General features: G+C 65.2%; 11 protein-coding genes. 2 read left to right on the top strand and 9 right to left on the bottom strand.

Going from position 1 to position 12,566, the window contains the following annotated elements:
• Position 1 precedes the first annotated feature (1 nt).
• Both VSR71_RS08545 and VSR71_RS08540 read left to right on the top strand, forming a co-directional pair.
• Positions 2-1,657 carry a bifunctional 3-(3-hydroxy-phenyl)propionate/3-hydroxycinnamic acid hydroxylase gene (locus tag VSR71_RS08545; RefSeq protein WP_342913457.1) on the top strand — a complete coding sequence of 552 codons (1,656 nt, stop codon included), beginning with the start codon at positions 2-4 and terminating at the stop codon, positions 1,655-1,657.
• 186 nt (positions 1,658-1,843) lie between these two features.
• Positions 1,844-2,944 carry a transporter gene (locus VSR71_RS08540; protein WP_342913456.1) on the top strand — a complete coding sequence of 367 codons (1,101 nt, stop codon included), beginning with the start codon at positions 1,844-1,846 and terminating at the stop codon, positions 2,942-2,944.
• Positions 2,945-2,993: 49 nt separating this feature from the next.
• On the opposite strand, the gene VSR71_RS08535 is transcribed toward VSR71_RS08540, so the two are convergent.
• The 9 genes from VSR71_RS08535 to VSR71_RS08495 all read right to left on the bottom strand — a co-directional run bounded on the left by VSR71_RS08535 (position 2,994) and on the right by VSR71_RS08495 (position 12,379).
• Positions 2,994-3,986: a tripartite tricarboxylate transporter substrate binding protein gene (locus VSR71_RS08535; protein WP_342913455.1), complete on the bottom strand. Its 993-nt coding sequence runs from the start codon at positions 3,984-3,986 to the stop codon at positions 2,994-2,996.
• Between the two features lie 55 nt (positions 3,987-4,041).
• Entirely contained in the window at positions 4,042-4,803 is a 762-nt protein-coding gene (locus VSR71_RS08530) for a cupin domain-containing protein (RefSeq protein WP_342913454.1), read from the bottom strand.
• Between the two features lie 37 nt (positions 4,804-4,840).
• Positions 4,841-5,656, bottom strand: a complete 816-nt coding sequence (locus VSR71_RS08525) for a GntR family transcriptional regulator (RefSeq protein ID WP_342913453.1) — start codon at positions 5,654-5,656, stop codon at positions 4,841-4,843.
• A complete protein-coding gene (locus VSR71_RS08520; RefSeq protein ID WP_342913452.1) occupies positions 5,653-7,443 on the bottom strand; it encodes an acyclic terpene utilization AtuA family protein in 1,791 nt (596 codons plus the stop codon). The genes VSR71_RS08525 and VSR71_RS08520 overlap by 4 nt, the downstream gene beginning before the upstream one ends.
• A 10-nt stretch (positions 7,444-7,453) precedes the next feature.
• Positions 7,454-8,221, bottom strand: a complete 768-nt coding sequence (locus tag VSR71_RS08515) for an enoyl-CoA hydratase/isomerase family protein (protein ID WP_342913451.1) — start codon at positions 8,219-8,221, stop codon at positions 7,454-7,456.
• On the bottom strand, positions 8,214-9,467 hold the full coding sequence (locus VSR71_RS08510) for a CoA transferase (RefSeq protein WP_342913450.1): 1,254 nt from the start codon (positions 9,465-9,467) through the stop codon (positions 8,214-8,216). The genes VSR71_RS08515 and VSR71_RS08510 overlap by 8 nt, the downstream gene beginning before the upstream one ends.
• Positions 9,468-9,591: 124 nt before the next feature.
• The gene (locus tag VSR71_RS08505) at positions 9,592-10,686 is read right to left on the bottom strand and encodes an SMP-30/gluconolactonase/LRE family protein (RefSeq protein ID WP_342913449.1); all 1,095 of its coding nucleotides are present in this window, start codon (positions 10,684-10,686) and stop codon (positions 9,592-9,594) included.
• Between the two features lie 143 nt (positions 10,687-10,829).
• Positions 10,830-11,378 carry a 2,4'-dihydroxyacetophenone dioxygenase family protein gene (locus VSR71_RS08500; RefSeq protein ID WP_342913448.1) on the bottom strand — a complete coding sequence of 183 codons (549 nt, stop codon included), beginning with the start codon at positions 11,376-11,378 and terminating at the stop codon, positions 10,830-10,832.
• A 176-nt stretch (positions 11,379-11,554) separates the two neighbouring features.
• Positions 11,555-12,379, bottom strand: coding sequence for a GntR family transcriptional regulator (locus tag VSR71_RS08495; RefSeq protein WP_342913447.1), 825 nt, complete (start codon positions 12,377-12,379; stop codon positions 11,555-11,557).
• Positions 12,380-12,566 lie beyond the last annotated feature (187 nt).

Here is a 12,566-nt window from a genome sequence, read left to right as displayed (position 1 = left end):
CATGAATACCACATTGCCCGAGCAGGTCGACGTCCTGCTGGTGGGCCTGGGCCCGGTCGGCGCCACCGCAGCCAACCTGCTGGGACGCTACGGCGTCCGTACCCTGGCCATCGACAAGGCCGAGGATATCTTCACCGCGCCCCGTGCCATCGTGCTCGATAACGAAGCGCTGCGCATCCTGCAGATGGCAGGGCTCGAGGAAGGCGCGTTCGAAACGCTGGCCATTGCCAAGGTGCAGATGCATTCGCCGCTGTTCGGCAGATACGCGCGTGCCAACACAGCCGGCACCATGGACTGCCACCCGCGACTGGTCACGTTCTATCAGCCAGATCTCGAACGCGCCTTGCGCGCACGCTTGAGCCGCTATCCCTGCGTGAGCATCGCGCTTGGCGCCGATCTCACCGGTTTCGACGATGACGGCGAAACGGTGCGCGCCACGGTGTGCCTTCCCGGCGGTGACACCGCCACCGTGCGCGCGCGCTATATCGTGGGCGCGGACGGCGCCAATTCTTTCGTGCGGCGCCACACCGGCCTTGCCTTCGAAGGCAAGACCTTCACGCAGGACTGGCTGGTCATCGACGCCCTGAACGTGCCCAACCCGATCGACCATGTCGAATTCCTGTGCGACCCCCGCCGGCCCACGCCGCACATGGTTGCCCCCGGCGGCAGGCAACGCTGGGAGTTCATGCTCCAGCCCGGCGAGACGCGTGAACAGATGGAATCGCCGGACAAGATCCGCGAACTGCTTGCCCCCTGGTGCAAGCCGGAGGACATCGCGATCGAGCGCACAGCGGTCTACCGGTTCCATGCGCGCATCGTCGATCGCTTTTCCAGAGGCCGCGCCTTCCTGGTGGGCGACGCCGCGCATATCACGCCGCCCTTCGTCGGCCAGGGGCTCGTTGCCGGCCTGCGCGACGTGGGCAACCTGTGCTGGAAGCTCGCCTGGGTCGTGCAGGGAAGGGCGACGCCGGCCATTCTCGATACCTACGACACCGAGCGGCGCCCACACGCCCGCTCCATCATCAACCTTGCGCTCCTGATGGGCCGGCTGGTGATGCCGCGCAACAGGCTGGCGGCATTCGCCGTCCATGGCGCGATGGCGCTGATGCAGCGCATGCCCTGGGCGCGAGCCTTCTTCGAGGACCTGAAGATCAAGCCGCCCGCGCGTTTCAGGCGCGGCCTGTTCCAGCGCGGCAAGACGCGCGCGAGGCTGGTGCGCGGCGGTCTGCTGCCGCAAGGGCTGGTGCGCCGCGGGCCGGGCGCGCCGATCGTGCCGAGCGACGATGCGCTCGGGGCGCGGCTCGTGCTGGCGGGATTCGGCTGCGATCCCGCGCCGCGGCTGAGCCGCAACCTTCTGGCCGCGTGGCAGCAGGCGGGCGGCGACATCATGCAGCTGCGCCATTGCGGACAAGGCGGGCGCGGAGCGCTCGAGGCGCACGAAGTGCAGGGCGGACCTTCCTGGGAGGACATGTCGGACCAGCTCGTGCCCGGGGCCGCACCCGTCGGCTGGATCGCGGTCGTGCGCCCCGATCGTACCGTGCTGCACGATGGCCCGCTCGAGGCCATCGACGACATCGTGCGCGAATCGCTTGCGATGCTCGGCGCGGACAGCCCGTTGCCCGAAGGCTTGCCTCGCACTTTGCAGGCCGCCGGCTGAGACCGGCTTGCCCTGATCGCTCTGGCGTGCGCCCCCGCGCGCCAGCGATGTGCTGGCGAAGTGCGCCGCCCGGCCAGAGGCATCCCGCGATAACCGCGGGCGAAGGCACCGGCCCCGGTCGCGCAAGCGTCGGTCCCGGGGTCGTCAAAAAAAATCAAAACGGCTTTGACACCGGAGGAGACAAAAATGGCAAGGAGAACAGCGCACGCGCTTCGCTCCGTCGTTTCATGGACCATGCTTGCGTGGTCTTGCACTGGATGGGGCGCGGAGGGCTTCGAGCCGCGCTACAACCTCGCCGGAAGCCTGGGCGGCGAGATGTTTGCGCCGCCCAACCAGACCGGATTTATCAGCGCCGTCGCTGCCACCTACGTCAGTGTCAGCAAGGTGACCGGGGATGATGGTGGGCAGCTGACCCAGAGCATTCCCGGCGGCACGGTTGCCTTGCCCAAGCCGACGCCTTCGGCCCTCTATCCGACCTATTCGCGCGGCACGGCAGAGATTCCAGCCTCCGGCACCATGACGCGCTGGGACCTCGTGCTCGGCTATATCACCAGCGAGCAGTTTGGCGGCGGGCGGCTGGCGTTCGCCGTCGACGTTCCGTTCGCCAGGAAATCGCAATCGATCAGCACAAGCGGCGCCACACCGGTGCTCAACTGGAATCCCGCGGTGCCGGCCGACGTGCAGAGCGCCGTGCAAGGGCAATTCAGCAGCCAGTACCAGGGCGCGCTCAAGGCGCAGGGCGCGAGCGAAAGCGGCGACGTCAGCGGTATCGGGGACGTCGAGCTCATCGCCGGCTGGCACTACGTGGGCGACAAGCTGCGGGTGCTGGGCAGCGCTGCGCTGGTGGTGCCGACGGGGAAGTACAGCGCCGGCGCCGGCCCGGATATCGGCAACGGCAACTTCTACACGGTGCGCCCCGCCATCCAGGTGGCCTATCTGCCCACCTCGAACCTGGCCTTCGCGGCCAAGGTCTCCGTGGGCCTGAACAGCCGCAACCGGGACAACGATCTGCGCAGCGGCAACTGGTTCGGCGTGGAACTCGCCGCGGGGTATAAAACCCCGATCGGGGTGGTGGGCGTGCATGCGATACGGGTCCAGCAGTACCAGGACGACGAGAACAATCCGCTGGGCGCAAGCCGTTTCCGTTCCAACAATCTTGGGGCGTTCTTCACGACGATGATCCCGGTAGTCGATGTGGCATTGACCGTGCAGTACATGGCGACGACATCGTCGCGCAATGCCAAGCACGGAAACTTCACCCAGGTCCGGCTGATCCGGATGTTCTGAGTGCCGCGAGGGGGCGCCGAGTATTCTTGGCGCCTCCCGACGGCGCGGGTCATTCCGGCCGGATACCGGCGGCCTTGATCACCTCAGCCCATTTCACGGTCTCGCCGCGCACGAACGCTGCCAGCTCTTCTGGCGTCGATGGAGAGGGCTGGCCTCCTGTCCGGTTGAAGTATTCGGTAGCCGCCGGGCTCGTCAGCCCCTGTCGAATCAGCTCGCTCATCCGCGCGACGACCGGTTTCGGCGTATTGGCAGGGAAGAAGGCAGCCACCCAGGCCGTCATCTCATACCCTGGCAGGCCGCTTTCCGCCATGGTCGGGACAGAGCCGAGCAGGGGATGGCGCCGGGACGTGGTCACGGCGACCGCGCGCAGCTTGCCGTTCTGGATCAGGGGCAGGGCAGGATTGATGTCCGAAATCATGAAGTCCACCTGGTGCCCCATCAAGTCGGTCAGAGCCTGAGGCACGCCTTTGTAAGGCACATTAAGTGCCTGTGCGCCGCTCATCATCTTGTAGAGCTCACTGGCGACCCGGGTGGAGGAACTGCCGCTGGAAAATGTCAGCTTGCCCTGGCGGCTTTTTGCCAGTGTGGTCAGGTCTGCCACCTTCTGCACCGGGCTGTCGGATGGCACCACCAGGACCAATCCGCTCCTGGCGATCAACGACACCGGCGCGTAGTCCTTGATGGGATCATAGGGCAGCTTCCTGAACAGGGACGCATTGGCCGCGTGGGTGGTATTTGTCGTGATGAGCATCGTGTAGCCATCGCCGGGCGCGGTCGCGACCGCCGTGGCCGCGATGAACCCATTGGCACCGGGCCGGTTTTCGACGACGACGGACTGTCCGGTCTGGGCCGTGATCGTCCGCGCGATGTAGCGCGCCATGTTGTCCGTGCCACTGCCTGCGGGGAACGGCACCACGACACGGATCGGCTTGTCCGGATAGTCGTTCAGGCCCGCTGCCCACACCCATTGCGGGGCCGCGGAAGCAGCGGCCAGACCGGACAGCAGGGCGAGCATGCGTCGCCGGGGAAATCGATGGATCATCTTGTCTCCTCCCGCATCTCGGGATCTGATTGATTCTTAGTTGGCCGAGCTTGCGTCAGGACAACGGATCATGTGCGCGAATGACAATCAGCTCGCACTTCCCGTCCGCCGAATTGAAGTTGAGCTCCGCGCCTTCCGGAACGTAGAGCCACTCCCCAGTCCCGGCGGCGAAATCTTCCCCTTCGATGCGACCGTGGATCGTGCCGCCACGCACGAAGAGCACCTGCTCGGTCTCGCCAAGCCTGTGCGGCTCGGCGCCGCCCTCGGGATCGAGGTCGACCATGTAGATGTCGAGAAAGCGGGAATCTACGGTCTGGCGCGTGATGACCGGCCTGGCGAGCGCGCCACGGTAGTGCGGCAGCGCGATCGGTTCGGTGCTGGCGGGAACGTCGCGGACCTCGGCGGCACCGGCCTGAAGACGCGGGTCGTCCGGGCCGGTCGCGGTCACTGCTGCGTTCGGGTTTTCGCTGTACGGCGGCGCGTAGACCACCATCACCCGTACCGGTTCGTCGCTGATGACCTCGAAGCGATGGAAGACGCCGGCCGCATTGAAGCTCCAGTCCCCTGCGCGCAAGATGCGCTGCTTTCCGGGCAGTTCGCCTAGACCCTCGCCGGCGAGCAGGAACGACGCCTGCTCGAGGTCCGGGTGTGCATGCGGCAATGCGCCGTGGCCGCGGGAAATCGTGCCGAGCAGGACCTCGAGCCGGCGCGCGCCGACAGTCTCCCTGCCGATGATGCGCTGGTTCGCCGTTCCCGTATGGTTGGCCGGTGCGTACGCGGGCACGTCGGTGGCCCTCCGTACAAAGGATGATGTCATGCGGATGTCTCCTCGCTTGAATGGTGAAGTCTGTCGCTCAGCGGCGGCTGTCGGGGATGGCGAGCGCGGGGTAGTGCTCGGTCAGCTTGGCTGGCATCTCCACATCCAGGATGAAGCGGTCGCCGCGATACCAGAACTCCCCTGCCAGCAGCACATTGCCGTCGACATCCAGTGTCGACCGGACGATCCTGGCGATTGGCGCCCCGAAGCCATAAGCGAGGTCGCGTGCCAGGATATAGTCGGCCGGCTCAACCGTCATGGTCTGCTGCATCATGCCAAGGCGATCGCCTTCGACCTGGCGCAGCATGTGACCGAGCTTGTGGTGCTTTTCGCCACCGGGGGGAAAGCGGGCAAAGACTGACGAGGCCACGTACACCTCGATCAGGCAGAATGGCGTGCCGCCATGCAAATGCAGTTTGCGGACCATCACATAGCTGTCCAGCGGCGTGCCGCGGCGGGCCAGCCCCGGCCGCAGCGCCACGCCCTCGCGCATTTCCAGGATGCGGATTTCCAGCTCGCTGCCATCGGCCGATTCGTCATTGATGGCGGAGCGCAGGCCTTCTCCGGGTGCTGGCGGCTGCTTCAGAACGTGGGTGCCACGACCGCGCTGGCTGCTGACCAGCCCCTCATCCGTCAGCGCGGCAAAGGCCTGGCGCACGGTGACCTTGGCGATCCCGTAGGTTTGCGCGAGGCTGTCCACGGTTGGCAGCTGCATGCCCACCGGGTACTCGCCCGAAACGATCTTGTGCCGGATGACGCTGGCCAGTTGTCGATATCGCGTCACGCCGCCGATGCCGTCGTCGGCGAGGATGACGCCCTCGTTGGCAGCGGCGTTGGACGCATTGCTCGTCATGACAATAACCCCCGCGGCACGCGCACCGGCATGGTCAGCAGGATCTGCGCCATGCCCTTGCCGAGCGGATCATTGCGCAGCGACGCCATGCCACCGCCATCCAGTGCCGACTCGCAGACGAAGTTCATGGCGTCGAATCCGGGCAGGTCGTAGCGGGTCACCGGCCCCTTTACCAGGTACCCAAGCCAGTCCGCCACGCGTGCCACCGTCACTTCAGCTCGCAACAAAGGCAGGTACGCCGGCCGGCGGGCGATTAGCCCGATGTTGGAGGTATCCCCCTTGTCGCCGCTACGGCCATAGGCGAGCCGGATCAGCGGAACTTCGACGGTATCGTGTTCCGCAGGGCCGGCGCCCGGTTGTGCAGCGACTGCAGCTGCCGCGGGCGCGAGCGGTGCCGCCGGGCTTCCCGAAGGAACGGCCACGCCGGTGCGTACGCCATCCATCACCACCGTCGGGGTGAGGGCAGCCTTGTCGAGCAGGAATGCATACTGGCAAATCGAGGGCGAGGGGCTGGAACGCCCACCAGCCGAGCCCGTGGTGCCCGGCGCCCAGCTGGTCCCCGCCGCGGCAATTTCCCGTGCGAACAGTTCCAGCGCTGCCTTCTCGGGATGCATCACCGCCAGCCGCATCACCGCCTCGCGGGTGTGGCGCGCGGCGGCATGCGGCCCAAAGCAGGACTCGGCTCCCAGCACCTCTATGTGGGTGCGATCGTAGTCTCCCCACCCGTTCTCCCCGAACAGCCTGCGCGTGCGGGCAAGGATCGCCTGCGCCGTGCGTTCCGCCTTGGCGACCGCGTCGACGCCGACGATGGATAGCTGCGCGTTGCATCGAAATCCGTCGACATAGGTGGCACAGACCTTGTAGGCATTGCCCGGGGCACGCCCGCGTGCGCCGCTGACTTCCACCAGGTCCGCTGCGGCCTGCCGAAGGGTTACCTGCGTGAAGTCGCAGGTGACGTCTGGCAGCAGGTAGGTGGCCGGGTCGCCGATCTCGTACAGGACCTGCTCGCCGACCGTGGCGGTATTGACCAGTCCGCCGGTGGCGGGCGGCTTGCCGACAAGGAAGGTGCCGTCGGCACGGCACTCGACCACCGGATAGCCGATGTCGTGCCAGTCCGGGACACTTTCCCAATCGGTATGCAAGCCGCCAGTCGCCTGGCACCCGCACTCGATGATGTGGCCGGCCAGGCTGCCTTGCGCCAGGCGGTCATAGTCGTCCGTCTGCCAACCGAACTCGTGCATCAGCACGCCGAGCGTCACGGCACTGTCCACGCAGCGTCCCGTGATGACGAGCTGGGCGCCCTGGTCCAGCGCCTGTTTGATCGGCAAGGCCCCCAGGTACGCGTTGGCGCTGACCACCTTCTCCGGCAGGGGGCGGCCTTTCTGCATGTCCTGCACACCGGCTTCGCGCAGCCGGGGAAGCAGGGGCATCACGTCATCGCCTTCCACCACGGCGATGCGCAGCGTCAGGCCCTGTTCCGCGGCCAGCGCGGCGATGGCCTGCGCACACCCGTGCGGGTTCATGCCACCGGCATTGCTGACCACGCGAATCCCGCGCGCGGCGATCTCTCCGAGCAGGGCCTTCATTGTCACCGTCACGAAATCGGTGGCGTAGCCCAGTTCCGGCTTGCGCAATCGGGCGGCGGCCAGAATCGACATGGTCAGTTCGGCCAGGTAGTCGAACACCAGGTAATCGATATCGCCGTGGCGCACAAGCTGTGGCGCGCCAACGCTGCTGTCGCCCCAGAACCCGGAAGCCCCGCCAATGCGTACCGTTTTCACGTCCATTCCCATCTCCCTATCTGCCAGTCCATCCGGGCTGGCGCTTCTCGCGGAATGCCAGCTGGCCTTCGCGCGCGTCCTCGGTCAGTGCAAACAGCCCGATCTGGCTTTCCGTGAACGCCATGGACTGCTCGAACGGCATGGTTTCCATATGCTTGAGCGTGTACAGCCCCCGCCGGATGGCGGCGGGCGAATTGTTCAGCAGGCGGGTCAGCAGCAAGTCCAGCCTGGCGTCGAGATCGTCGCTGACATCGTTCACGAGTCCTGCGGCCAGCGCCTGCCTCGCGGACAGTGGCTCCCCGCACAGGCACAGTTCGGCGAGCGTCCGACGTGGCACCAGGTGCTGCAGCACGCTCAGGACCTGCGCCGGGAACAAGCCCAGCTTGACCTCCGGCAGGCCGAAGCGGGCGTCTTCGCTGGCGATCGCCAGATCGCACATCGCCATCAGCCCCATGCCGCCCGCCATGCAGGCGCCGTTGACACGGGCGACCAGCGGCACCGTCGACTGCCTGGCGCAGCGGAAAAGGTCCGCCATCCCCAGGTAGGGCTCGGCGTAATCGAAGGCAAAGGATTTGCCGGTCTGCAGATCGGCGCCGGCGCAGAACGCCTGCTCGCCCGTTCCGGTAATGACCACGGCGCGGATGTCGGCATCGCGATCGGCGCGCACGATGCCGTCGCGAAGTCCCTGCACCACGCCCGGCGTGATGGCATTGCGGCGCTCCGGCCGGTTGATGGTCAGGTAGAGCACCGCGCCCCGCACCTCGCTCAGCAATTCTTCACTCATCGCTGGTTTCTCCCCTGGCGTGCCGCGCTTTCGGCCCATCCCCCAAGATGCCCGACGCGTACAGCGCATCGATGGCGGCGTCGTCGTAGCCGGCCTCACGCAGTACCTCACGGCTGTGCTCACCCAGGCCGGGTGCATGGCGGCGGCTTGTGGGTGGGGTGCCATGCCATTCGCTGGGCACGGCCATCTCCCGGATTCGCCCGACGGCCGGATGCTCCGATTCGCTGAAGAAACCTATGTCCTGCAAATGGGGATCGTCCAGCAGCGACTCGAACGTGTGCATCGGAAAGACCGGAACATCGGCCTCCTTGAGCAAGGTGCGCCATTCCTCGGTGCTGCGCCTGGCCATTTCGTCGCTGACCAATGCATACAGCTCGGTGATGTTGGCAGTGCGGGTGTTGATGTTAGCGAAGCGCGGATCGGTGTCGTACAACTCCGGCTTGCCAATGACCCGGAGGAAGGCTCGCCAATGATGATCGTGATAGATCAGGCAGCAGACATGTCCGTCCTTCGTCTTGTACGGTCGCCGCTCGGGCGAGAGCAGGCGCGGATAGCCGAAGCCGCCCTTGGGCGGGACGAAGGTCTCGCCATACAGGTGGTCTCCCATCACATAGGGAACCATGGTCTCGAACATCGGGACATCAACGCGCTGGCCCTTGCCGGTGCTCATGCGCGAATACAGGGCGGCACAGATCACGCCGAACGCATAGAGCCCCACCGAGCGATCCGCGATGGTGATGGGCAGGTACCGGGGACTGTCGCCGCTGCCCAGCGAAACGGCCAGCGGCAGGCCGGTTGCGGCCTGGATCAGGTCGTCGAAGGCAGCCTGCGGCGCGTAGCGTCCCCGCTGCGAAAAGCCGAACATGCCGACATAGACCAGACGCGGATTGATAGCCGAAAGCGTTTCATAATCCAGCCCCAGCCGCTGCATTGCCTGCGGGCGCACGTTGTAGGCCAGCACGTCGGTATCCCTTACCAGGCAAAGCAGGGCCTCCCGCCCCTCGGGCGCTTTCAGGTCAAGCACGATGCTGCGCTTGTTGCGGTTCAGGCCCAGGAACAGCGGGCCCATCTTTTCATCGCCGCAGGGACCGATGCCGCGCGTACTGTCTCCGCCCGGAGCCTCGACTTTGATCACGTCGGCGCCCAGGTCAGCCAGCATCTGGGTGGCAGAAGGCCCCATGAATACTGACGTGATGTCGACGACTTTGACGCCGGCCAGCGGCCCTGTTGTCTCCTCTTTCTTCATATCCTTTTCATCCCGTTGGGGCAATGTATGTCGGCTGGCCCGGAGGCCGCCGTTTCCGGCCGATCGGCCGCGACATCGGGCTTGCAACAACGCATCGGTCATCGGTCGGCTCCGGCTGGATTCGCTACAGTTGAGTTCGTAGACGTTCCGGGATCGGCCTCTTGATTTTCGAGATGGTGTGGGTCTTCACCTGGCGCGCCCACGGCCCATCGATGGTGCGCAGATTCTTGCCCACAAGATGGGCCAGGCCAAGCTCGTCACTGAGCTGCGAAATGGCCGTCTCGACATCGAGCGAGAGGTTGGTGACAAGAATATCGTTGCCATGGAAGACGAGGCTGTTCGACCAGAGGAAGCCGATCGGCGTCCCGTTGCGATCGATGCCACCGAAATCGCCGAGCTTGGCAATCACCCGACCCTGCGTCGGCTCGAGCACGAGAATCTCGTTGGACTGGTTGCACGCGATCCAGAGGTTGTCGTGCTCGTCGATGATCAGGCCGTCGGGTCCGCCGCCGATCCGGTTGACGAAGACTTCAGGCGTGCCGGGCTCGAACGTCGGGCCGGTCACCGGTATCCTGACAACGATGTCGTTCGCCGTATTGGCAACGAACAAGGCCGTCTTCTTGTTGTTGAACGCCAGGCCATTGGCGCCGATGGTCGGTGGTATCCGCGTGGGCTTCAGCAGCGGGGTGGTGACCCATGCCGATGCTTCGCCGCCATCGGGTCCGACTTTCCAGATGATGCCCTGGTGGGCGTCGGTCACGTAGACGTTTCCGGCGGGATCGAACGTCAACCCGTCGAGGCCGGGGTTCTTGCCGGTGACCGTCATGAACACGGACGAGGCACCCGTCCTGGGATCGACGCTCAGGACCTTCGCGCCCTTGTAGTCGACGACGAGCAACTGGCCCGTCTGGGGATGGAAGCCCAGGTCAAGCAACAATCTGCTCGAGCCCTTGATGGTGACAGTGCGCAGGTGCTTGCCCCGCGGGTCGAACACAAGCAGCGTGCCCTCGCTCGTCCTGGGTTTGTTCGCCGCCACCGTGACGACGTAGACGTTGCCCTCGCGGTCCACGGTGATCCCCTCGGGATGCGCCTCACCCGCGGGCAACGTGGCGAATGTCTCAACCTTGCCGCGCTCCCAGGCTCGTGCAGCTAGCGGAGTCGCCAGCAACACGAGCAAAATCAGCATCGGCAGTATCGACATCCTCTCGGCTTTGATCATTCTCATCTTGCACTCTCTCAATCTCGCGGATTGATGGATCGTCACTGATTGATCTGACCGGTGTCGTACACGCTGGCCTGTAAGGAGCAGGAGAACGGCACCGCGCAGGCCGGCGAGCGGCCTGCCTTGGTGTCAGTCGCTGTTTATCCCTCGATAACGTCGGCGCCGTTGCCGCGGACGTAGGGCACCGGACCGATGCCGCGCGCCGCTGCGAGCGCCTGGATCGCGTACTGGATCGAGAGCGCGTCATTGAGCGAGTGGAACGTGCCGTCCTCGTTGAAGCTCACTTGCGCGCCTTCGATCCAGGCGATGGTGATGGTGTCCTCGGTGTTGTCCTCGGGGGTGTAGAAGGTATGCACCGAGCCGCCGGGCTCGAACAGGTAGGAGCCGGCCGTCTGCGGCTGGTCAGGGTACTCGCGATACTTCCAGCAGCCCTGGATCGTCCATACCTGGGCCGTACCGGTGTGGTAGTGAATCGGCAGGGAACAACCGGGTTCGACGATGGCCATGAAGACCCACTCTCCGCGCTCCGGGTCCAGGCGCAGCGGCTTGATGTGGATGCCCGGAAAGACGTCCCTGATCAGCGGAATCTGCTCGATGTTGACGGTCAGGAGCTTGTCCTGCGGCAGGGCGGGCAGCGGCAGCGTGGCGCCGGTGGACGTGGTGGGCTGCGTAAGAATTTTTGCAGTCATGGGTTGTCTCCGTTTGCTAGAGGATATGAATCGGTGGAAGGAAGCTGAGGCCTGGCTAATCGCTGCCGGGACTGCATGTCATCACATACTTCTAAAGTTCTAATGTTGGAAGTTTAGGGGGTGAGGAAGGTTTTTGCTGCCCCTTGTTTACCCTAGTGGCTGAGCGACGGGGGCCTTTAGCCTGGCTTGCGCTCGCCGGTGGTCCGGCGTTGGGGCTCGGTAATGGCGGGAACCGCCTTCAATGCGGACGCGGGAATGTCGATTTCGGAGACGTAGCGATCACCCCGATACCATGTAACGCCGGCGTAGAGCACGCTGCCTTTGCCATCAAGAAGACGTCGCGACATCTTGGCGACGGGTGTGGCGAACGGGATTTTCAGCATGTCGCACAGGGGAAAATCCGCCGGCATCACGGTCATGCGTTGTCGCACACGTTTGCCCCGCGAGCCCAGTTCATCGAGCAGCGCGGCGAGAAGCTTTTTGGTCCTGGCGGTGTCCTTGGGCAAGGCGTCGAAGACCGGGGTCAACACATAGATTTCCGCGTAGCAGAACGGCTCGCCGGAATAGGTGTGCAGCTTGCGGACACAGACGTACTCGCCATCCGACCGGTCGCCCGGTCCGAGCAGTTCCTGCGGCACCCGGGTGCCGCGCCGGACTTCGAGTACCTCAAAGGCGAGCGCCGCTGGCGCGGCGAACGGATCGTTGATCGCCAGTTCGAGGTCGCCCGTGGCAGCGGGCAGGGCAGCCACGTGGGTCCCGATGCCTCGCTGGCTACGAATCAGCCCTTCCTTGGAAAGCAGCTCGTACGCCTGCCGGACAGTAACCACGGCCACACCCAGGTCAGCCGCGAGCTGCGTGATCGGCGGCAGCAGCATGCCGAGCGGATACTCGCCCTTTGCAATCCGGTGCCTCAGCAAGGAAGCCAGCCGCTGATATTGCGCAACGCCCCGCTCAGCGGACAGCTCCGCCCGCTCCATCCCCGTAGTTCGATCGTCCGTCATTCCAGTTGCCTGACATTCAGAACCCTGGAGTATGCACCAGAAAAACGGGTGGCCCCTTAGGGATGGTGTTCAAAACAACGTCCGCAGCGCCGAGTTGACCGTGAGAGCGTGGCCAAGTGAGTTCAATGAGCGATTCCCCTCGACTTCGATGCGAGATTCGGTGCGCGCTTGGGCGTTATCGCCCGCG

Origin of the sequence: Cupriavidus oxalaticus (genome assembly GCF_038900635.1) — a bacterium.
Taxonomy (GTDB): Bacteria; Pseudomonadota; Gammaproteobacteria; order Burkholderiales; family Burkholderiaceae; genus Cupriavidus; species Cupriavidus oxalaticus_B.
This window is presented reverse-complemented; position numbering and strand designations above follow the sequence as displayed.

Coding starts and splice junctions, on each gene's coding strand:
- VSR71_RS08545 (WP_342913457.1), top strand. CDS start 2: ATGAATACCACATTGCCCGAGCAGGTCGACGTCCTGCTGGTGGGCCTG.
- VSR71_RS08540 (WP_342913456.1), top strand. CDS start 1,844: ATGGCAAGGAGAACAGCGCACGCGCTTCGCTCCGTCGTTTCATGGACC.
- VSR71_RS08535 (WP_342913455.1), bottom strand. CDS start 3,986: ATGATCCATCGATTTCCCCGGCGACGCATGCTCGCCCTGCTGTCCGGT.
- VSR71_RS08530 (WP_342913454.1), bottom strand. CDS start 4,803: ATGACATCATCCTTTGTACGGAGGGCCACCGACGTGCCCGCGTACGCA.
- VSR71_RS08525 (WP_342913453.1), bottom strand. CDS start 5,656: ATGACGAGCAATGCGTCCAACGCCGCTGCCAACGAGGGCGTCATCCTC.
- VSR71_RS08520 (WP_342913452.1), bottom strand. CDS start 7,443: ATGGACGTGAAAACGGTACGCATTGGCGGGGCTTCCGGGTTCTGGGGC.
- VSR71_RS08515 (WP_342913451.1), bottom strand. CDS start 8,221: ATGAGTGAAGAATTGCTGAGCGAGGTGCGGGGCGCGGTGCTCTACCTG.
- VSR71_RS08510 (WP_342913450.1), bottom strand. CDS start 9,467: ATGAAGAAAGAGGAGACAACAGGGCCGCTGGCCGGCGTCAAAGTCGTC.
- VSR71_RS08505 (WP_342913449.1), bottom strand. CDS start 10,686: ATGATCAAAGCCGAGAGGATGTCGATACTGCCGATGCTGATTTTGCTC.
- VSR71_RS08500 (WP_342913448.1), bottom strand. CDS start 11,378: ATGACTGCAAAAATTCTTACGCAGCCCACCACGTCCACCGGCGCCACG.
- VSR71_RS08495 (WP_342913447.1), bottom strand. CDS start 12,379: ATGACGGACGATCGAACTACGGGGATGGAGCGGGCGGAGCTGTCCGCT.